This window comes from Providencia sp. 6390, from assembly GCF_058148425.1.
In genome coordinates, this window is sequence record NZ_JBYVYL010000005.1 from 56716 (window position 1) to 75393 (window position 18678).

Genomic DNA, 18678 nt, shown 5'->3' on the forward strand with positions numbered 1-18678 from the left:
GAACTACGACTATCATTACTTCTGGCAGAACAACGTTGAAAACTAATTGGCGAGCTTATGGTTGGCCATAATTTCAATAGCTTGAACTAAAGCTGAATGGTCATTATCTTGCCCACCATGAGCAGCACATAAATTAAATAACTCTTGGCAAGTTGCCGTATTCGGCAAGCTCATCGCTAACGCTTTAGCGCCTTGAAGGGCAAGATTGAGATCTTTTTGATGCAATGAAATACGGAAGCCCGGATCAAAGGTCCTTTTTACCATCCGCTCACCATGTACTTCTAAAATCCTTGAGGAAGCGAACCCCCCCATTAATGCCTCACGGACACGAGCAGGATCAGCACCTGCTTTCGAAGCAAATACTAACGCTTCTGCAACCGCTTCGATGGTCAATGCAACAATGATTTGGTTAGCAACCTTGCAAGTTTGACCGTCACCATTTCCACCAACAAGGCTAATATTTTTCCCCATGAGTTCAAACAATGGTTTGACCTTAGCAAATGTTGCTTCTTCACCACCAACCATAATGCTTAATGTCCCTTGCACCGCACCAACCTCACCACCAGAAACAGGCGCATCCAGATATTGCCCGCCAAGTTGATTGATTTTTTGGGCGTACTGCTTAGTTTCTATTGGTGAGATAGAACTCATATCGACGATAATTTTGCCTTTCAAGGGGGTTTGCGCGCAGCCATGCTCACTGAAAAGAACATCCCCAACATGTGGGGTATCAGGCACCATCACAAAAACAATGTCTGCATTTTCAGTTACTTCTTTTGCGGTGTTATAGGCAGTTGCACCACTAGCAAGTAATGAGGCAGGCACTTCTCCACGCGTGTTTACTGCTAATTGATGACCGCCTTTTAGCAGGTTTGCCGCCATTGGCGCCCCCATAATCCCTAAACCAATAAAACCGAGTTTCATAATGATCTCCTGATTATAAATAGTGTTTCATCCAACCTAAGCCCTGCTCCGTGGTAGTAGCTGGTTTATATTCACAGCCAATCCATCCCTGATAACCCATGGCATCAAGTTGGTTGAACAGATAACGATAATTGATTTCCCCTGTCCCCGGCTCATGGCGACCAGGGTTATCAGCCAGCTGAATGTGGGCTATGTGGTTAAATAACCTTTCCATTGTTGCAGTAAGCTCACCTTCCATACGTTGCATATGGTAGATGTCATATTGGAAATAAAGATTTGGATGATTAACACGCTTAATAAGCGCTTCGACTTGAGCAGAGCGACTTAAATAGAAATTGGGAATATCGTAAGTATTCACTGCTTCCACTAATAAACGAATATTAGCTTTAGCCAACATGTCTGCAGCAAAACGTAAGTTTTCAACTAATACTGCTAACGTTTCTTCATCGCTTAAAGCAGGGTCTGCACGACCCACTAGGCAGTTAATTTGTTGGCATTCCAATACTTGTGCATACTCAATAGCTTGTTTAACACCGTGCTGGAATTCTTGTTTTCTATCAGGAAGGCAAGCAATACCTCGCTCTCCACCATTCCAATCACCAGCAGGTAAATTAAATAACACTTGAGTAAGATGATTTGCCTGTAATTCCTGTTTTAGCGTTTGTGCGGAGAATTCATAAGGAAACATATATTCAACCGCCTCAAAACCATTTTTCGCCGCTAATGAGAACCTTTGCAAAAAATCGACTTCAGTAAATAGCATCGATAAGTTAGCTGCAAACTTTGCCATTATCATCTCCCCCTTATTGGTATTGATAAAATGCTGTTGCCGTTGGTGCATCAGCCTTATCTTTTGCGAGTTCTTCAAATTCGGTCACATTATCCAACTCAGTTCCCATTGAAATATTGGTAACCCGCTCAAGAATAATTTCGACAACGACTGGCACACTGAACTCTTTCATCAGTTTTTCGGCTTGTTTAAATGCCTCAGCAATATCTTCAGGTTTAAATACTCGAATAGCTTTACAACCTAAACCTTCCACTACTTTCACGTGATCGACGCCATATTCGCCAACGGCATCGCTGTTGATATTTTCAAAAGAGAGTTGGACGCAATAATCCATATCAAATCCGCGCTGTGATTGGCGGATCAGCCCTAAATAAGCGTTGTTCACTAATACATGGATATATGGCAATTTGAATTGAGCACCGACAGCCAACTCTTCAATCAAAAATTGGAAATCGTAGTCGCCAGATACCGCAACAACTTTGCGATGAGGATCTGCGGCACATACTCCTAAAGCAGCGGGTAAAGTCCAACCTAAAGGGCCTGCTTGACCACAGTTAATCCAATGACGAGGTTTGAAAACATGCAGCATCTGCGCTGCCGCTATTTGCGACAAACCAATAGTAGTGACATAGCAAACATCACGCCCAAACGCTTTATTCATTTCTTCATAAACACGTTGTGGCTTGACAGGTGTATTATCAAAATGGGTTTTTCTCAGTAAAGTCCGTTTACGCTCCTGGCATTGTGCTACCCACGACTCATAGTTTGGTAACGTACCCGCTTTTTGACGTATTTTTGCTCGCTCAACCAACAGTTCTAACGCCAGTTTTGCATCAGAAACAATGCCTAGATCAGGGCAGAAGATGCGACCAATCTGAGTTGGCTCAATATCGATGTGAACAGTTTTACGCTCACCTACATATTTTTCAATCGATCCGGTATGGCGGTTCGCCCAACGGTTACCAATACCTAACAAGAAATCTGATTCTAATAGCGTGGCATTACCATAACGATGTGACGTTTGCAGCCCAACCATACCCGCCATTAGGCCATGATCATCAGGGATCGAGCCCCACCCCATTAGTGTTGGGATCACTGGGATATTCAAGATTTCCGCTAATTCTTGCAGCTTATCTGATGCATCTGCATTAATGATCCCACCACCAGCAATAATTAATGGTTTCTTCGCAGCACATAGCATATCTAATGCTTTATCCACTTGAGCGACTGTTGCAGCAGGCTTATAAGTTGGTAATGGCTCATAAGTTTCAGGATCAAATTCAATTTCAGCAACTTGCACATCAAAAGGGAGATCAATTAAGACAGGCCCCGGACGACCTGAACGCATTAAGTGAAATGCTTGTTGCAGGACTCGCGGTACTAAAGCAGGCTCAAGTACCGTTGTTGCCATTTTAGTGACAGGTTTAGCAATCGACTCAATATCAACCGCTTGGAAATCTTCTTTATGCAATTTAGCCCTTGGTGCTTGGCCTGTTATGCATAAAATTGGAATTGAATCGGCAGATGCTGAGTAAAGTGCCGTGATCATATCCGTTCCCGCAGGCCCTGATGTTCCTAAGCACATGCCAATATTTCCAGGGTTGGCTCTGGTATAGCCTTCAGCCATATGTGAAGCCCCTTCAACATGACGAGCAAGGTAATGCTTAATACCACCATGTTTACGCATTGCACTATAGAATGGATTAATTGCCGCACCGGGTACACCAAACGCGGTCGTCACACCTTCTTTTTCTAGCACATACATTGCTGCATCTACCGCACGCATCTTCGCCATACAAACTCCTTTATGGAAAAATTTTCCAATTTAATTTTGCGTCTAAAAAAACCGTTTAATCAAACGGGTTATCTATCAATTCTACGCGGGTGCCTTCAGCACCCGCTATTGCAACTTACTGGCGCTCACCAAGTGCAGCGCTGATATCTGCTGCAACATCTCTGACCAATTCACCTAATTCAGTAAAGCGTTCTTCTGTCACGCGAGAGCTTGGTCCTGAAATCGATACCGCCGCTATTAATGAATTATTGCGATCAAATATCGGCGCCGCTAAACAGTTCAAACCTAATGCATGCTCTTCATTATCAATCACATAACCTAATTCTTGATAATGTTCTAACGCTTTCTTTAACACATTGATACTGGTGATGGTTTTAGGAGTGAACTCCTGCAAACCCGAGCGAATAATCAGCTCCAACATTTCTTCTTCCGCAAGTGGAAAAAGAAGTGCTTTGCCAGCACCAGAAGCATGTAAAGGCAAACGACTACCAAGAGGTGCACACATTCTCACTAGCGCTTGGCACTCACATTGGCGGATCAAAACAGCATCTAAATTGTTACGGATGGCCAAATTTGCAGTTTCACCTGACAATAACATCAGTCGGCGCATAAAGGGGCCTGCAACAGAAACCACATCTCGATCATTCATGTAAGTTGCCCCTACCGTGAACGATTGCAAACCAATATGCCACCAGCCAAGTTGCGGGTCTTGAAAGATAAATTCAGACTGCTCAAGGACTTTAAGTAAGCGAAACGTGGTTGATAGCGGCAAACCTAGCTGCTCCGATAATACTGAGACTGAAGAACTCCCACCTGAGTTAGCGAGAAACTGTAAGATCTCTAACCCACGCTCCAGAGCCTGAGCCCCTTTCGGCGTACTCTTATCCGTTTGTGGTCTTCCTTTTTTGCGTGGTTCAGTCATTTATTTTTTACCTTTTATGTTTACTATCGGCAGAAGGACTCGTCGGCTATCCGCGACATTCCTCGCCAATAGAGTAGTTAAGGAAAAACTATTTGACAAGGCTCAGCTAAACTCTTCACAACACAGTTATCAACACCACCGCGATCTACCGTAAAAAAATCGGTTTTTTCTTCAAAAGCAAATAATGGGTGATGCCAAACATTTCGATGATAATTAACACCTTGCTTACCATTAGTAATGAAAGCACGCAGCGTCCCTTCCGGTATCTCTTCCCCCGGTTCGGCAACAATCACAATAAATCGCTCACCATTCATAGGGATAAAAGCTTGGGTAGAGAGTGGATGTTTTTCTAACACGTTAACCGTTAATGGCATAGCACAAGGTTCTGAACGGTTAATACTCATTAAAACGCGATTACCATCAGTTACTTCAACTTTCCCGAGATCATGATAGCGCTCGGTCTTACCATCATTAATATGAAAAAATTCGGATCCTTCAACTTGGATGACGTCACCATAGGGGGCAAACGCTTCCGGTGTCAGATCAGAAAGGATTAATTCCATTATGTTCTCCTAACACGCAAAGATTATTGAGCCACTTTGACAATCACCTTGATGACTGCCACCTACACGATAACCACCTGTACTACAAATTCAGTGTATCAGGTTGTTTATTTTTTAACACACATTTTTGGAAAAATTTTCCATAAAAAATCAATGATCACATTTCTGGTAATTTTTATTGATATAATTACTTAAAATTCATAATGATAATAATTGCTAACAATTGCGGGCGATTCATCTTGTTGAGCTTTCGATTATGCTCTTGAAACTGTCATAAAAGGATCGACTCTGACTATTAACCTACAAACTCTGTTTGACGGTAGTCAGTCGCGGTATTGAAATAAACAAAAAAGACCCATTGCTCACTTTTTTATTCATTATTTCAGCCCCCTAAGTCACTTTGTCTCTGAAGGATATGATATATGCTAGATCAAGAAACAATGACGACCTTCATTACCGTCGCACAATGCCAAAGCTTCTCTCAAGCGGCGAAGCAGCTCCATAAAAGCACTGCGACGATCAGCTATCGAATTAAAATTTTGGAAGAGTATGTTGGTGTTCAACTCTTCACCCGTACCACTCGAACCGTTAACCTGACAGCGGCAGGTGAATATTTACTTGAACACTGCCGCCAATGGCACCATTGGTTAAGTACCATGCCAAATCAATTACGACTGGTTAATGAAGGCGTGGAACAAGAAATTACCATTGCTATCAATAACCTGCTTTACGATTCTGATGTTGTGTCAAATTTGCTTTTGCACCTTTCAGAACGTTATCCATTTACTCGTATCAATATCACACGCCAAGTTTACATGGGTGTCTGGGATTCCCTTCTCAGTGGCAAAAGTGATATTGCCATAGGTGTTCCCGGTTCCGAATCTCTTGATAGTGGCGTTAATACCTTGTTTCTAGGAAAAATAGACTGGGTTTTTGCAGTAGCAAAACATCACCCCTTAGCTGCACTTGATGGCACGTTAAATGACGAGCAATTACGTACTTACCCAACTATCAACATCGAAGATACTTCTCAAACCTTATCAAAACGTACCGCATGGCTATTGTCTGGACAACGGGAAATCAAAGTACCTGATATGCGAACTAAAATTCTTTGTCATTTAAAGGGAGTTGGTATTGGTTTTTTACCTGCCTCCACGTGTAAACCCTATATTCAAAGCCAACAGTTGATTGAGAAAAACATTAAACGCCCAAGGAGACCTTCTCCGCTGTCTTTAGCATGGAACAGTACTCAGCAAGGCGAAGTCCTAAAAACCATTATCAAGTTGTTTAAATTACAAGATCCAATGATCCACCAATTACTTGAACCATTAAACCAAACGAGCAACCATTGAACTTCATCATAAATAGTGCCTACAGCGAAACATCTGGTGGGGCACTATGGCACAATTTTTGTACCTGATAAGCCAGCCAAAATCGCTTCAACTTGTTTTAAAGCACCGATATAGGCTGGCTGACCAGAGCGCTGAACAAAACGGCTTACTGCCATCAGTTTTGGTCCCATAGACCCATCATCAATCGCCATTGGCGCCACTTCTGCGACTGTCGCTTGTCGAATAGCCCGCTGCTGCGGAGTTCCCCAATCACAATAAACCGCATCTGCATCAGTTAAAATAATCAAATGGTCAGCCTTAAGTTCTTCCGCCAACAAAGCAGAAGATAAATCTTTATCTATCACCGCTTCACAGCCTTGATATCCAGTCTCTTGCTGGATCACAGGCACCCCTCCGCCGCCATTACAAATAACAATGTGCTGCTGATCGAGAAGTGATTTAATAGCTTCAATATCTAAGATATGTTTTGGTTCAGGAGATGGAACGACGCGTCGATAGTATTGACCGTCAGCTTTTATCACCCACCCTTGCGTTGCTTCAAGTTGTGTTTTTTGTGCTGCATCATACACAGGGCCAATATATTTGGTGGGGTTTTGATAGGCGGGATCATTGGCATCCACACTCACTCGAGTGAGTAAAGTCGTTACTGGTTGTTTAGGGTGATAACGCCCAAGCTCTTGCATTAGCATATAACCAATCATTCCTTGGCTTTGAGCAACTAAAATATCCAATGGATAAGCAGGAACTTCCTGATAAGCCAAATTTTGCAGAGCCAATAGACCGACTTGAGGCCCATTCCCGTGAACCACCACCACACGGTACTTTTGAGCCAACTCCCCCAATACCCCTGCAATTGAAGCAATCGCTTGGTACTGATTTTCAGCAGAAAGTACTTCACCGCGTTTTAACAACGCATTGCCACCAAGGGCAATCACTAACGTTTCCATGTGGATCCTTTTTAATTAATCATTTTATATATCGCTAATTAATGGTTAGTACCCATTCCAGCCAACCATACCCCTATCAAGGTGTCAGCACCCGAAAAATGGCCAACCTGTAATAACAAACGCACTGCTTGAGATAATTTCATTGGCTGAACCAATGCCATTGCTAATGTTTGTAATGGTGTAGAAAAGATCCCTTGGGAGGCAAAACGTAAATAGTTAACACTGATTAACGTGGTCAGAGATTCAAGAGGTGGTGTCGATTGGAAAAAAGCGGTAGCTGTTGTGTATCAATGTGACTATCTAAGAAATTGACTAACAACATACCCGTGAGAATATCATCAAAGCTTGGCGTCAAACCGGGGCCTTTGCCAATCACTGACTGCCAATTAATACTTTCCCCTTGGCACCAGCGCTGATAACAAGCTTTCAATGTCACTAACTCATGAGGTAGCTTGCCACTTGTTACCTCAGATAACATGCCATGCAAGCCACTTTTTGCTTTGGTTTGCCTTAAAATATCCCATAGCGCCACCACGGCCTTACTTGACAATGAATTAGACGATAGCGCTAATGACTGGCGCACAGCGGGTGCTTGTAATTTCCAGTTGTGGCCGATGATGCTATGACCTTGATATTCTAGAAACTCTTCTTCACCATCAAAAATACGCTGAAAATCGGCTTCAGCCACCACCCACCCCATTGGGCTGAGTCCACGACCATTTCGATGTAATGTCAAAAGTTCGCCTGAAGGAGTTAAAAAATTTAGTGCATGATTAAAGCGCCCGATGTTACGCAATTTGCCACATTCTTTTGGCAGATGTTCGCTAACTGCAAGTGCCTGCATGATCATTTAATAACTCCTTATACAAAAAGGCTTATTCGCTGATACCGAGTTTGTCCGCCAATGCAACAATGGCTTTTTCAAAACACGCCAATGGTGCCCGCACAGTACCTGCACCGATTTGGCCAATACCGGCCTCTTTATGTGCAATACCTGTGTTAATCAAGGGTGTGATGCCTGTTTCTACCACTCGACGTGCATCTAAACCAATACAAGCGCCTTGGAAATCCCATGTAGGGATTTGCAGCATCATATTGTGTTCTAAATAGATCTCTGCCATTTCTTCAGAAACCTCTACCGCAGCCCCCATGCCGCCACTCGCACCAACAAAACGCGTGACCCCTGGTGCTGCAACCATCGCTGCACCACCGATACCAAACGCTTCAGTGATGGCGCTATCACCAATATCGGGGTTAGCCTCCGCTTGGCTGTAACCAGAGAAAAACAACCCTTCAGGTGTATTAACCGGCGCAGTAAACCATTGATCACCCATCCCGCTGATTTTCACACCGAAATCCTTACCATTACGTGTCAACACCGTCACAATGGTGCCTTGTTTGATTTCAGCGCCTGCATCCATGGCTGATTTGCAATAGGCCATAGCAAGGTTTAAAAAGAACTGATCTGTGATACTTAAAAAATGCATGACTTTAGTGAGTTGCTCTTTTTCTATATCTAAAGAGCTCATGATGGGAGCCAGTTGCCTTAATAGCAGTGCTGAGGTCGCAATATTGCGTTGGTGGAACTCATCCCCCATAGTGATGCCTTGAGCCATGATGGCGGTCAAATCAAGGCCATCTTCTAACGTTTGTAAGGTTTGCTTTAACACTGGGGCTAATGAGTCACGCATCCAGCGCAAACGCGCCTGAACATCCTCACCATATGCCCCAAATCGCATGACCTTGCCAATACCTTCATTCATATTGCAGTAGGCGGTATTGCCATGAGTCATGTTTTTAACCACTAACATTGGCATGTTAGCAGAAGTGATCCCGCCCATAGGGCCAACCGCTTGCACGCTATGGCAAGGGATAAATTCAATTTCCCCTTTACTCAGCATCTGTAGTGCTTGCTGCTCATTTTCGGCCCAGCCTTCAAATAAACAAGCGCCGATACAAGCGCCACGAACTGGGCCACTCATGTCTTCCCATACCACTGGGGGGCCTGCATGTAATAGCTTTTTACCTTGTTGCAAAGTTGGGATCACCACCTTAGCAGGTTCAACACTTTGCCAAAAAGGACGAGCGGCACGAATACGTTCAATTACTGCTGCATTTGCTTCTTCAATCGTTGAGTACATATCCAAACCCTTATTTCAATTTTTTCAAAATATTAGCTAACTTTTTATTACCACCAGCGACAGGAGCCCATTGGTAGTGAACAACAGGGATCTCATTTGTTTGTAAGTCTTCCGCGAAGCTGCGTACACCTGCATTAATCACCGATGCAGTTTGTAAGATAGGAGGTTCTTGTTGAGGCACGGCATACATTGCCGGTGAAATGAGAGAGCATGCTAAGGTGACGGCTTCAGGTAATGAATTCATCACAGCAATACCCGCATCTTCTAAATAACTAATTTGTTCAGAGCGAACTTGAGGATCTTGCTCAGTCCCTGTGACGGTTGCAATTACAGCAATCGGTGCGTTATCAGGCCGATTAGCACGTAGCGCTGTTATTTCCTTGGCTAATGTTTGCGCTGAATCCATTTGCGCACCAAAACCAATCACCACATCAAGCAGCAAAACACCAATATCTGTACGCTGTGCTAAAGCGGCAATTTGTTGGTTGCGAGTCGAAGGGTCGATCATCGGGTGAGGTTTGCCTTGAGTGTAAAAATCATCACCTAAATCGATAACCTTATGTCCATCTACATTCAACATCATACCTTGATGATGCTCAGCGTCAGTTGATAAGCCCAATTTTTCTGCCAATAACATGGCACATTCCGCTGCTAGTGTTCCGCCCGCATATAGCCCAGTAATTTTTGTACTACTCACCGAAGGTTGCTGTTTAATGGCGGTTTGCACACGCCCTAACATCGCCGCAATACGTGCGGTTTCATCCAGTGTTTCAGTAAAGTAGAGGTTCCCATCTTGTTTTTTTTCAGGTTTGGTGCCTAAAAATAGCGCCACGACCGGTTTGCCTTGCGCTTTTAGCTTTTCAATCACCTGACTACGAATTTCTTTTGCTGGGGGCTTAGAAACAAAAGCAATCACATCACTATTCGGATCTGCCGCCAGCAGAGAAATTGCCGTCATGGCACTTAAGCCACCGATATCTGCCGTCAGATCACGGCCACCAAGGCCGATAGCATGGCTCACACCTTGTCCTGCAAGGGTAATTTGTGAGATCAGCTCTTGGATACCTGTTCCCGATGCACCGATAATGCCAATATTGCCTTGCGGAGCGACGTTAGAAAACGCCAAAGGTGCCCCAGCTAGATAAGCCGTTCCACAGTCAGGCCCCATCACAATTAAACCTAATTGATTGGCTTTTTGCTTCAATTTGCGTTCGTCTTCAACACTGACGTTGTCGGAAAACATCATCACATTGCAGCCATCATCAAGCGCTTGTTCTGCTAGTTCTGCCGCAAATTCACCCGCAATCGACACTAAAACGATATTGGCATCAGGTAATTTATTTTTTGCCATTCGCCAGCTGCGCACACGCTGCAATTTTTTACCTGTTTGCTGTTGGCCTTGCGCGATCGCTTTTAACGCATCATCCAGTGCAGCCGCAATTTCATCAACGATTGCGCTATCGCTCGATTCGGTTTTAATCGCCACACAAATATCATTTGGCGTTGCTTCATCAAAAGATGAATGCCAAAACCCTGTAGCGTCTAATAATGATTTATTGGCGGGCGTTCCCATCATGACAGAGATTTCTGAAACATTCGGAGATCCGCTTAATTTACGAGATATCAGCATTAGGCTCACTGAATCTTGGAAGCTTCCCTTTTTTATGAAGGCATGGATCATAATGACATCCTTAAGGCTAATTTTATTGACTTAATATGCAAGCAGAAAAGTAAATGCGTATTTAAATTGAAAAACAAAATTACAAATAAAATGAAGAAATAAGTTGAGTATGGTCACAATTTATTTATTGTTAGAAATTACTTTAAAATAGCCTGTAAATTAAAAGAAAATCCTTAGGTATAAAAACTGTTTAATTCATTCTAATAATGCAGTCTTCATTTAAGCAATTTTTAATAAAATCAACTAAAAATAATCTAGATCACATTTATTCCATTTTTAATTGATACATTGTTTTTAACAACGAGTTTTATAAAACTTCGAAAACACTAAAGGGTTATTCACGTATGAAAGTTTCTAAAGAAAAACTCCATCAGCTTATCGCTAATAAAATTCATGCGGCAGGTCTGTCAAAAGAGCATGCAGATATTGTTTCGGACGTGTTAGTCCATGCGGATGCTAAAGGCATCCACTCTCATGGCGCGGTTCGAGTTGAATACTATTCAGAACGAATTTCTAAAGGTGGAACCAACAATACCCCTGTTTTTACTTTTGAAAAAACGGGTCCCTGTAGTGCTGTTTTTGATGGCGACAATGGTGCAGGCCATGTAGCAGCCAAGTTTGCCATGGATGAAGCCATCAAAATGGCACAAGAAAATGGCATCGCCGTTGTAGGTATTCGTCGCATTGGCCACAGTGGCGCACTTTCCTATTTTGTTCAGCAAGCTTCACACGAAGGTATGATCGGCCTATCCGTCTGTCAGTCGGATCCAATGGTCGTACCTTATGGCGGTGCTGAAGCCTATTACGGTACTAACCCTATTGCCTTTTCTGCTCCCGGTGAAACAGACAACATCACCTTTGATATGGCAACCACAGTACAAGCGTGGGGCAAGGTGCTCGATGCGCGATCTAAAAATGCCAAAATTCCTGATACGTGGGCAGTTGATAAAGACGGTAACCCAACCACTGACCCTTTTGCCGTAACAGGTTTGGTGCCAATTGCAGGCCCTAAAGGTTATGGCTTGATGATGATGGTCGATATTTTATCTGGCGTATTGCTGGGCCTGCCTTTCGGTAAGCATGTCAGCTCAATGTACCATGATCTTACCCAAGGCCGTGAACTGGGACAGTTACACATTGTTATCAACCCAGCCTATTTTACGGATCCCGTCATGTTCCGTAAGCATATCACCCAAGTTATGCATGAATTAAATCAAGTAAGACCGGCTCCGGGCTTTGATAAAGTTCTTTTTCCCGGCCAAAACAGCCTCGCAAGAGAAAAACAGAGTGAAGTTAATGGGATCGATATTGTTGATGAAATTTATGATTACCTTATTTCTGATGATATTTATCGCAAGTCATATGACAACAAATCCCCTTTTGCTAGCTAAAGAAATTTTAAAGCATTAATTGAACCCAACCACACCCTAATTTATTAGGGTGCTCGCTCTAAAATCATCCAATTTTCGGGGTGTAATTCGCCTTTGGGCGAGATCTCAGAGGGCTATATCATGAAAGATTTTTCTCAAGAAGTGCAAGAAATATCAACTTGGTTATCAAAGCATGGCGCTGTTGAAAATAATGGCATGACTCGTCTCCTTTATACCCAAGAATGGGTCAATGCTCAGCAATCATTGCAACACGCTTTCGAAAAATCAGGTTTACATGCCTACTATGATGATATTGGTAACCTATTTGGTCGGCTCAAAGGCAGTAAATACCCAGACCAAGTGATCCTTTCAGGTTCACACATTGATACCGTCGTTAACGGCGGTAACCTTGATGGGCAGTTTGGTATTGAAGCGGCTTATATTGCATTAGATTATCTGCAAAAAACTTACGGACGGCCGCTAAGAACGTTAGAAGTTGTTTCCCTTGCCGAAGAAGAAGGCAGCCGCTTCCCTTATGTTTATTGGGGCAGCAAAAATATTGTCGGTATCGCGAACAATAATGATGTTAAATCTATTCAAGATGCCGATGGCATTGCCTTTGTTGATGCGATGCACGATGCAGGTTTTCAATTTCGCGATCAACAACAGCCACCACGCAACGATATCAAAGCCTTTGTTGAAATCCATATTGAGCAAGGTAATGTCCTTGAACGTGAGCAAACCACGATTGGAGTTGTAAATAGTATTGTGGGCCAAAGACGCTATAGTGTGACCTTAAAGGGCGAAGCCAATCATGCAGGTACAACCCCAATGGGTTATCGCAAAGACACTATTTATGCGTTTAGCCGTATTTGCTATGAAGCCACCCAACAGGCAAAACAACACGGCGATCCCCTAGTACTCACTTTTGGTCGAGTGGTACCTCACCCCAACACCGTCAATGTTGTACCCGGTCAAACCGATTTCACTATTGATTGCCGCCATACTGATAAGCAAGCGCTAGTGCAATTTACTGAAACATTAGAAAAAAATATTCGTTGTATCTGTGATGAAATGGGGATCACTGCCAATATTGACTTATGGATGGATGAAAGCCCTATTCCGATGGATAAACAACTCGTCGAGTTCGTTAAAGATATTTGTGACAAAAACCAATATAGCTACAAAGTCATGCACAGTGGAGCAGGCCACGACTCACAAATTTTTGCCCCGAGAGTCCCGACTGTCATGATGTTTGTACCCAGTATCAAAGGAATTAGCCATAACCCTGCCGAAGCAACTGATCTAGCCGATCGCGCTGAAGGAGTTAAATTATTGACTGAAGTTTTATATAAGTTAGCTTATTTAGAATAATCAATCACGATAATAAAAATTAAATTCAATAGGAGAGATTTGTATGGGATATTTAAATAATCAAATTGGTTACCCGAATGATATTCTGACATCACGTGCGGTAATTAAAAAAGATAATTATGCCATTATTCCACCCAATGGCGTGGTATGTAATATTATTCCTGGTTTCGTAGACTGTAATGTCACTATTTTATCCACCCCTAAATTAGGCGCTAGCTTTGTTGATTATCTAGTGACGCTGCAAAACGAAGGCGGCAATATGGCTGGTTTTGGTGGTGGTAAAATCGAATGTTTTGTTTATGTCATTGAAGGCGCAATCACCGCTTATTCAGACCAAAAAGAACATGTGTTAACTCAAGGTGGCTACTTATATTGCCCTGCTGACGTCACTATGCGCTTTAAAAACAATAATCAGGGCAAACCATCCAAACTTTTCTTATATAAACGCGTCTATGAACCAACAGAAGGCCATTCTGCGCGAGTCGTTTGTGACAATGTGAATAAGCTGCCGAAAATTAATTATGAAGGCATGCATAACGTTCATTTACAGGATCTACTGCCTAAAGAGCTCGGTTTTGATATGAACATACATATCCTAACATTCCAACCTGGCGCCAGCCATGGTTATATTGAGACTCACTACCAAGAACATGGTGCATATATTCTCAGTGGTGCAGGTATGTATAACTTGGATAATGATTGGGTTCCTGTCAAAAAAGAAGATTATATTTTTATGGCCTCTTACGCTCTGCAAGCGGGTTATGCTGTTGGAGACGAAGAGTTCAGTTATATTTATTCCAAAGATTGTCATAGAGATATTGAATTATAATTTTTATCTAACTTAATAGAAAAGGCGCGATTAATTTAAATCAGCGCCTATACTCCTCATACTTCAAGTCGCAGCACTTTTCATTAAGGTATCAGTGACTACGTTCGCTCATACTAGTCACAGACTTATGTATGATCCTAGCAACTCGCTCACTTGTCGCCTAGCTGCACCTCGAATTATTTAGAATATATAATATTTAAAAGCAAGGTAACCAATATGAAACTCTCCCTACTCACTCCGATGCTATTGGCTTTTGTTTTTTCATCTCATCACGCTGTAGCCAGTCAAACTTATACTGTTGATGAACTCAACACAATGTCTGCTACTGATTTTGAACATTCGCTTTCTTCTATTTTTGAAGATACCACTTGGCCTATTGCTATCGTTGCAAAACAGCGCCCATTTACAGGCTTCGTGAATATGTACATCGATATTGTGAATGCTGTCGAGCAGTCTGGTGCCGATAAACAACTCGAGCTTATTAAGTCTCACCCTGAGCTCGCCTGTAAAAATCTACGTAACGATAAAATTGCCGCTCATTCACAAAATGAACAATCAGGTGCAGGACTTAATGAGTGTACTCAAGCCGAAGCCTCCGAGCTTGCTCATCTAAATCAACAATATCGTGAAAAATTTGGCTTTCCATTTTTACTGGCTGTGAAAAATGCCACTAAAGCTCAAATTTTTAGCTCACTAAAAACTCGCATGAATAACAGCAAAGAAACTGAATTAACGATTGCACTGCAACAGGAATATAAAATTGTTTTGTTCAGGTTATTAGAGCAAGTGAAATAACTTGATCATAATTTTCCTCTTAACATAATAGAGGCTATTTATTCATCAACGAGTGAGTATCCCCTTAATTAATAATTTGGCAGTCACCATAGCAACTGCGCTTACCCTTGCTAATAAAACTCATCGTTGAATCCCTTTCATCAACCGAAGCGAATCGCTTCGGTTTTTCGCGCACAAAGCAAACAGCTATAATTCAATAATAAACATTGTTATGATTGATGAATGAGAACAATATGTGACGGAGCTAACAATGTCAGTACAGCGCGAAGAGATTTTAAGCCACGCTCTTAACCAGTTAGAAAAACAAGGTTTATCTGCATCGACAGAACACCTTCTCCATGAAATTGAACCGAATTTTAGCGTGATCCGCCAATTTTGGCCTGATGATGAAGCCTTGGTTTACGATTGCCTACGTTATCATGGACAACAAATTGAAATTTGGCAGCGTCAAACACGTCTAGATGAAACGTTGAGCCCACAACAGAAACTCACCGCTCGCTACCAGCAGCTTTATAACCGTGTCAGCGAAGGCCGCTTCCCTGGGTGCTTATTTGTCTCTGCTTGCAATCACTACCCCGATCCGCAACACCCTATTCATCAACTCAGCCGCCTACAGAAAGATAACTCTTTCCTATATACCAAAGAGCTATTAGATGAATTAGATATTGAAGACTCAGAGCTCGTCGCAAATCAAATGGAACTGGTCTTAGAAGGCTGTTTAAACCGTTTATTGGTTCAGAGAGATATACGTGATGTTGAAATTGCCCAACATCTTTCTGAAGATATTTTAGCTATCGCTTTATGTCGCAAAAAAGGTGCATTAAGCTAAAAGCCCGCAATCGCGCGTTAAAACAACAAGTTTTGCTGAAAAAGGAAACACTCAGTTAAAAATCACGTTTTTTTTGCAAAAACTCGTTGACGCAAACCACCTAATGCGGTTTAATGCGCCCCGTTGCCCGGATAGCTCAGTCGGTAGAGCAGGGGATTGAAAATCCCCGTGTCCTTGGTTCGATTCCGAGTCCGGGCACCACCTTATTATTAACAGACGTCAACCGACGTCTGTTTTTGTTTGCAAAGCCCGCTAAAATCAACACTCTCCCAAAGTTTCAACTCAACTGAATTCTACTCGATTCTACCCACATCAACCCTATTATGCGGGTATACACTAGTCCGATAGAATTTTGTACCCATTTTAGACCCCAGAAAGATCACTATGGCTCTGACTGACGCTAAAATTCTAGTCGCTAAACCCGATTTAAAATCCTATAAATTAACCGATGGTGCAGGTCTGCATTTGTTGGTTCACACCAATAGCTCTAAATACTGGCGGCTACGCTATCGTCCCTTAGGTAAAGAAAAAACCTTAGCATTGGGTTTATACCCTGACGTTTCTTTATCAGAGGCACATTTAAAACGAGATAAAGCACGAAAACTAATTTCTGAAGGTATTGATCCGTGTGAACAAAACGTGTGGCTAAAGCGGCCTCAGATGCTAATATCTCTTTTGAAACCATCGCAAGACAATGGCATGCCAGTAATAAAAGATGGTCTGAATCACACAGTGAAAAGGTTTTAAAGAGTTTAGAGTCGCATGTATTTCCATACATTGGTCTAAGTGATATCACCACACTCAAAACACCAGACCTACTAATTCCCATCCGTGCAGCAGAAAGTCTGGACTTCGGTTGACCATTAGTTTTTTCTAATTGTAGTCGGAGGTCAGATATGATGAACATTAAAGCTAAACGAGATATTGCACATAAAACAAAAATCTTAAATCATGCCCGTGAGAGCAAAAATATTGCTAAAACTTGTCGTCATTTTGGGCTCAGTAGAGAAACTTTTAATACTTGGAAAAGAGCTTATGAGAAGTGAAAAGTATTGCCAACGGGTGACTCCGTAAAAAAGTGACTAATTTAACGATTGAATCGGCCGCTAAAAAATGGGTATGTCAATTCAAAACTGGAAACAGGCGATGAGTCGTTTTATTATTGAGTTCGGTGACCGCCTAGACGGCCACATTTAATAAAAGACAAATACACAGAATTATTTACAGGGTCTGTAAAAAACGCTCTATCTGATTTCATTTTTATAATCATATCATTACATTGATACAAAACTCGATATATTCTATTCCTATAAAAACCACATAAAAGCTAATAAAAGGCGCTTACAACAGTAACCGAAGATGAATAATCCCCCCCACTAACGTTTGTCCCTCTTAGTGTAGACTGCAATTTAACTGTCCCATTTGTTCCCGTTGATTTAATGTTTGCTCCTCCAGTACTAGGACAAGATGCCCCTGACATAAAACATAACTCAGACGTTAAGCCACTTCCCATATTAAGAGTTACACCTGAATTATTCGGAGTTCCACCCAACAAAGAAAATGAAACCGTTGCAGCTTTATTACATTGATAATCTATTGATATATCTTGCTGAGCTCCATCAACCTCTTTTGAGTTGACTACACCATAATATAAATTTAATGGGACACTAATATTACAAACAGCAGGCGTAGGTGGTATTACTGAACCAGAAGAATAACTACACCCTATTCTTTGACCGTCAACATAAATACACATATTCGCTATAGCAGGATTTCCCGTATACAATTCTGTTTTATAATTCCAATTTGTACCGTATCCATGCTTAATCCCCAAATCTATTACTGCTTCGCGACAATTACTAAATGTTGCACTAAAGCTAGCCAGACTATATTTTTTACCAGATATCGTATAACTTGATGAACTCTGAGTAAAACCGACTAAACTACCTGTTCCATAATAGGGCTTAAAGGTATTACTAAAATCAATTCTTATTTGACAAGATGAAGCTTTGTCATAAATAGAACCCGATTCAAATCCAACAACTAAAGGGTAGCCTTGCCTGACTCCACCGTTTTTTATACTACCACATGAAGGATCATTCCCAAAACCTGGACCTCCTTGAGGATAAGTTAAACACCACTCATTTAACTCACTTGTAGAAGCAGTATAACAAAAAACATTCCCACTCCCTTGTCCACAAGGCCAACCATTATACTCACTATTATGAGGCCCCGATGACCATGTTTTTCCTGTAACACCATATATTGACGCAGATGAAATTGTTGTGGCTGAATATGATAAAAATGGTGCCAAAGCTAATGATAGAATAATTAATATTCTCATTGTAAATTCCTTAATAATCTAT

Annotated in this window: 17 protein-coding genes, 1 tRNA gene and 3 pseudogenes; 10 read left to right on the forward strand and 11 right to left on the reverse strand. The window is 42.0% G+C overall.

The genetic code is table 11. From position 1 onward, the window contains the following. Nucleotides 1–42 precede the first annotated feature (42 nt). From glxR to AC3Z9T_RS11820, 5 genes are all read right to left on the reverse strand, one after another. On the reverse strand, nt 43–924 hold the full coding sequence (gene glxR / locus AC3Z9T_RS11800; protein ID WP_490126327.1) for a 2-hydroxy-3-oxopropionate reductase: 882 nt from the start codon (nt 922–924) through the stop codon (nt 43–45). A gap of 13 nt (nt 925–937) precedes the next feature. Next, nucleotides 938–1714 carry a hydroxypyruvate isomerase gene (gene hyi / locus AC3Z9T_RS11805; protein WP_490126328.1) on the reverse strand — a complete coding sequence of 259 codons (777 nt, stop codon included), beginning with the start codon at nt 1712–1714 and terminating at the stop codon, nt 938–940. A gap of 13 nt (nt 1715–1727) precedes the next feature. Continuing rightward, nucleotides 1728–3509 (reverse strand): glyoxylate carboligase, encoded by a 1782-nt coding sequence (gcl, locus tag AC3Z9T_RS11810; protein ID WP_490126329.1) that lies wholly within the window; start codon nt 3507–3509, stop codon nt 1728–1730. Nucleotides 3510–3624: 115 nt separating this feature from the next. Beyond that, entirely contained in the window at nt 3625–4431 is an 807-nt protein-coding gene (allR, locus tag AC3Z9T_RS11815) for an HTH-type transcriptional repressor AllR (protein WP_490126330.1), read from the reverse strand. Between the two features lie 77 nt (nt 4432–4508). After that, nucleotides 4509–4994 carry an ureidoglycolate lyase gene (locus AC3Z9T_RS11820; RefSeq protein WP_490126331.1) on the reverse strand — a complete coding sequence of 162 codons (486 nt, stop codon included), beginning with the start codon at nt 4992–4994 and terminating at the stop codon, nt 4509–4511. A 422-nt stretch (nt 4995–5416) separates the two neighbouring features. Here AC3Z9T_RS11820 and allS point away from each other — a divergent pair, with 422 nt between their 5' ends. Continuing rightward, complete coding sequence (gene allS / locus AC3Z9T_RS11825) at nt 5417–6346, forward strand: HTH-type transcriptional activator AllS (RefSeq protein WP_490126332.1); 930 nt, start codon at nt 5417–5419, stop codon at nt 6344–6346. Between the two features lie 44 nt (nt 6347–6390). On the opposite strand, the gene AC3Z9T_RS11830 is transcribed toward allS, so the two are convergent. Genes AC3Z9T_RS11830 through fdrA form a run of 5 tightly spaced genes read right to left on the reverse strand, consistent with a single transcriptional unit; the run spans nt 6391 to nt 11115 of the window. Next, a complete protein-coding gene (locus tag AC3Z9T_RS11830; RefSeq protein WP_490126333.1) occupies nt 6391–7293 on the reverse strand; it encodes a carbamate kinase in 903 nt (300 codons plus the stop codon). 38 nt (nt 7294–7331) lie between these two features. Further along, a complete protein-coding gene (locus AC3Z9T_RS11835; protein ID WP_490126609.1) occupies nt 7332–7532 on the reverse strand; it encodes an oxamate carbamoyltransferase subunit AllH family protein in 201 nt (66 codons plus the stop codon). Then, entirely contained in the window at nt 7529–8143 is a 615-nt protein-coding gene (locus tag AC3Z9T_RS11840; RefSeq protein ID WP_490126334.1) for an oxamate carbamoyltransferase subunit AllH family protein, read from the reverse strand. Before AC3Z9T_RS11840 ends, AC3Z9T_RS11835 begins: the two co-directional genes overlap by 4 nt. A 25-nt stretch (nt 8144–8168) precedes the next feature. Next, nucleotides 8169–9434, reverse strand: coding sequence for a YlbE family protein (locus AC3Z9T_RS11845; RefSeq protein ID WP_490126335.1), 1266 nt, complete (start codon nt 9432–9434; stop codon nt 8169–8171). Nucleotides 9435–9444: 10 nt separating this feature from the next. After that, nucleotides 9445–11115 (reverse strand): acyl-CoA synthetase FdrA, encoded by a 1671-nt coding sequence (gene fdrA / locus AC3Z9T_RS11850; RefSeq protein ID WP_490126336.1) that lies wholly within the window; start codon nt 11113–11115, stop codon nt 9445–9447. 344 nt (nt 11116–11459) lie between these two features. Between fdrA and allD the strand changes: the two genes are divergently transcribed. The 9 genes and pseudogenes from allD to AC3Z9T_RS11895 form a co-directional block, all read left to right on the forward strand. Next, entirely contained in the window at nt 11460–12506 is a 1047-nt protein-coding gene (gene allD, locus AC3Z9T_RS11855; RefSeq protein ID WP_490126337.1) for an ureidoglycolate dehydrogenase, read from the forward strand. A 120-nt stretch (nt 12507–12626) separates the two neighbouring features. Continuing rightward, entirely contained in the window at nt 12627–13859 is a 1233-nt protein-coding gene (gene allC, locus AC3Z9T_RS11860) for an allantoate deiminase (RefSeq protein ID WP_490126338.1), read from the forward strand. A gap of 43 nt (nt 13860–13902) precedes the next feature. Then, complete coding sequence (gene allE, locus AC3Z9T_RS11865) at nt 13903–14688, forward strand: (S)-ureidoglycine aminohydrolase (RefSeq protein WP_490126339.1); 786 nt, start codon at nt 13903–13905, stop codon at nt 14686–14688. A 216-nt stretch (nt 14689–14904) separates the two neighbouring features. Then, on the forward strand, nt 14905–15483 hold the full coding sequence (gene uraD / locus AC3Z9T_RS11870; protein ID WP_490126340.1) for a 2-oxo-4-hydroxy-4-carboxy-5-ureidoimidazoline decarboxylase: 579 nt from the start codon (nt 14905–14907) through the stop codon (nt 15481–15483). Between the two features lie 250 nt (nt 15484–15733). Beyond that, entirely contained in the window at nt 15734–16312 is a 579-nt protein-coding gene (gene dicD / locus AC3Z9T_RS11875) for a division control transcriptional repressor DicD (RefSeq protein ID WP_490126341.1), read from the forward strand. 125 nt (nt 16313–16437) lie between these two features. Continuing rightward, a tRNA-Phe gene (locus tag AC3Z9T_RS11880) sits at nt 16438–16513 on the forward strand. A 183-nt stretch (nt 16514–16696) separates the two neighbouring features. Beyond that, nucleotides 16697–17157: pseudogene (locus AC3Z9T_RS11885) on the forward strand (tyrosine-type recombinase/integrase); the annotation flags it as partial. Nucleotides 17158–17208: 51 nt separating this feature from the next. Continuing rightward, nucleotides 17209–17355, forward strand: a pseudogene (locus tag AC3Z9T_RS11890) (helix-turn-helix domain-containing protein); the annotation flags it as partial. Nucleotides 17356–17358: 3 nt separating this feature from the next. Next, a pseudogene (locus AC3Z9T_RS11895) lies at nt 17359–17509 on the forward strand (IS256 family transposase); the annotation flags it as partial. A 130-nt stretch (nt 17510–17639) separates the two neighbouring features. Here AC3Z9T_RS11895 and AC3Z9T_RS11900 read toward each other — a convergent pair. Then, nucleotides 17640–18656 (reverse strand): MrpH family fimbial adhesin, encoded by a 1017-nt coding sequence (locus AC3Z9T_RS11900; protein WP_490126342.1) that lies wholly within the window; start codon nt 18654–18656, stop codon nt 17640–17642. Between the last annotated feature and the right edge of the window lie 22 nt (nt 18657–18678).

Coding starts and splice junctions, on each gene's coding strand:
- glxR (WP_490126327.1), bottom strand. CDS start 924: ATGAAACTCGGTTTTATTGGTTTAGGGATTATGGGGGCGCCAATGGCG.
- hyi (WP_490126328.1), bottom strand. CDS start 1,714: ATGGCAAAGTTTGCAGCTAACTTATCGATGCTATTTACTGAAGTCGAT.
- gcl (WP_490126329.1), bottom strand. CDS start 3,509: ATGGCGAAGATGCGTGCGGTAGATGCAGCAATGTATGTGCTAGAAAAA.
- allR (WP_490126330.1), bottom strand. CDS start 4,431: ATGACTGAACCACGCAAAAAAGGAAGACCACAAACGGATAAGAGTACG.
- AC3Z9T_RS11820 (WP_490126331.1), bottom strand. CDS start 4,994: ATGGAATTAATCCTTTCTGATCTGACACCGGAAGCGTTTGCCCCCTAT.
- allS (WP_490126332.1), top strand. CDS start 5,417: ATGCTAGATCAAGAAACAATGACGACCTTCATTACCGTCGCACAATGC.
- AC3Z9T_RS11830 (WP_490126333.1), bottom strand. CDS start 7,293: ATGGAAACGTTAGTGATTGCCCTTGGTGGCAATGCGTTGTTAAAACGC.
- AC3Z9T_RS11840 (WP_490126334.1), bottom strand. CDS start 8,143: ATGATCATGCAGGCACTTGCAGTTAGCGAACATCTGCCAAAAGAATGT.
- AC3Z9T_RS11845 (WP_490126335.1), bottom strand. CDS start 9,434: ATGTACTCAACGATTGAAGAAGCAAATGCAGCAGTAATTGAACGTATT.
- fdrA (WP_490126336.1), bottom strand. CDS start 11,115: ATGATCCATGCCTTCATAAAAAAGGGAAGCTTCCAAGATTCAGTGAGC.
- allD (WP_490126337.1), top strand. CDS start 11,460: ATGAAAGTTTCTAAAGAAAAACTCCATCAGCTTATCGCTAATAAAATT.
- allC (WP_490126338.1), top strand. CDS start 12,627: ATGAAAGATTTTTCTCAAGAAGTGCAAGAAATATCAACTTGGTTATCA.
- allE (WP_490126339.1), top strand. CDS start 13,903: ATGGGATATTTAAATAATCAAATTGGTTACCCGAATGATATTCTGACA.
- uraD (WP_490126340.1), top strand. CDS start 14,905: ATGAAACTCTCCCTACTCACTCCGATGCTATTGGCTTTTGTTTTTTCA.
- dicD (WP_490126341.1), top strand. CDS start 15,734: ATGTCAGTACAGCGCGAAGAGATTTTAAGCCACGCTCTTAACCAGTTA.
- AC3Z9T_RS11900 (WP_490126342.1), bottom strand. CDS start 18,656: ATGAGAATATTAATTATTCTATCATTAGCTTTGGCACCATTTTTATCA.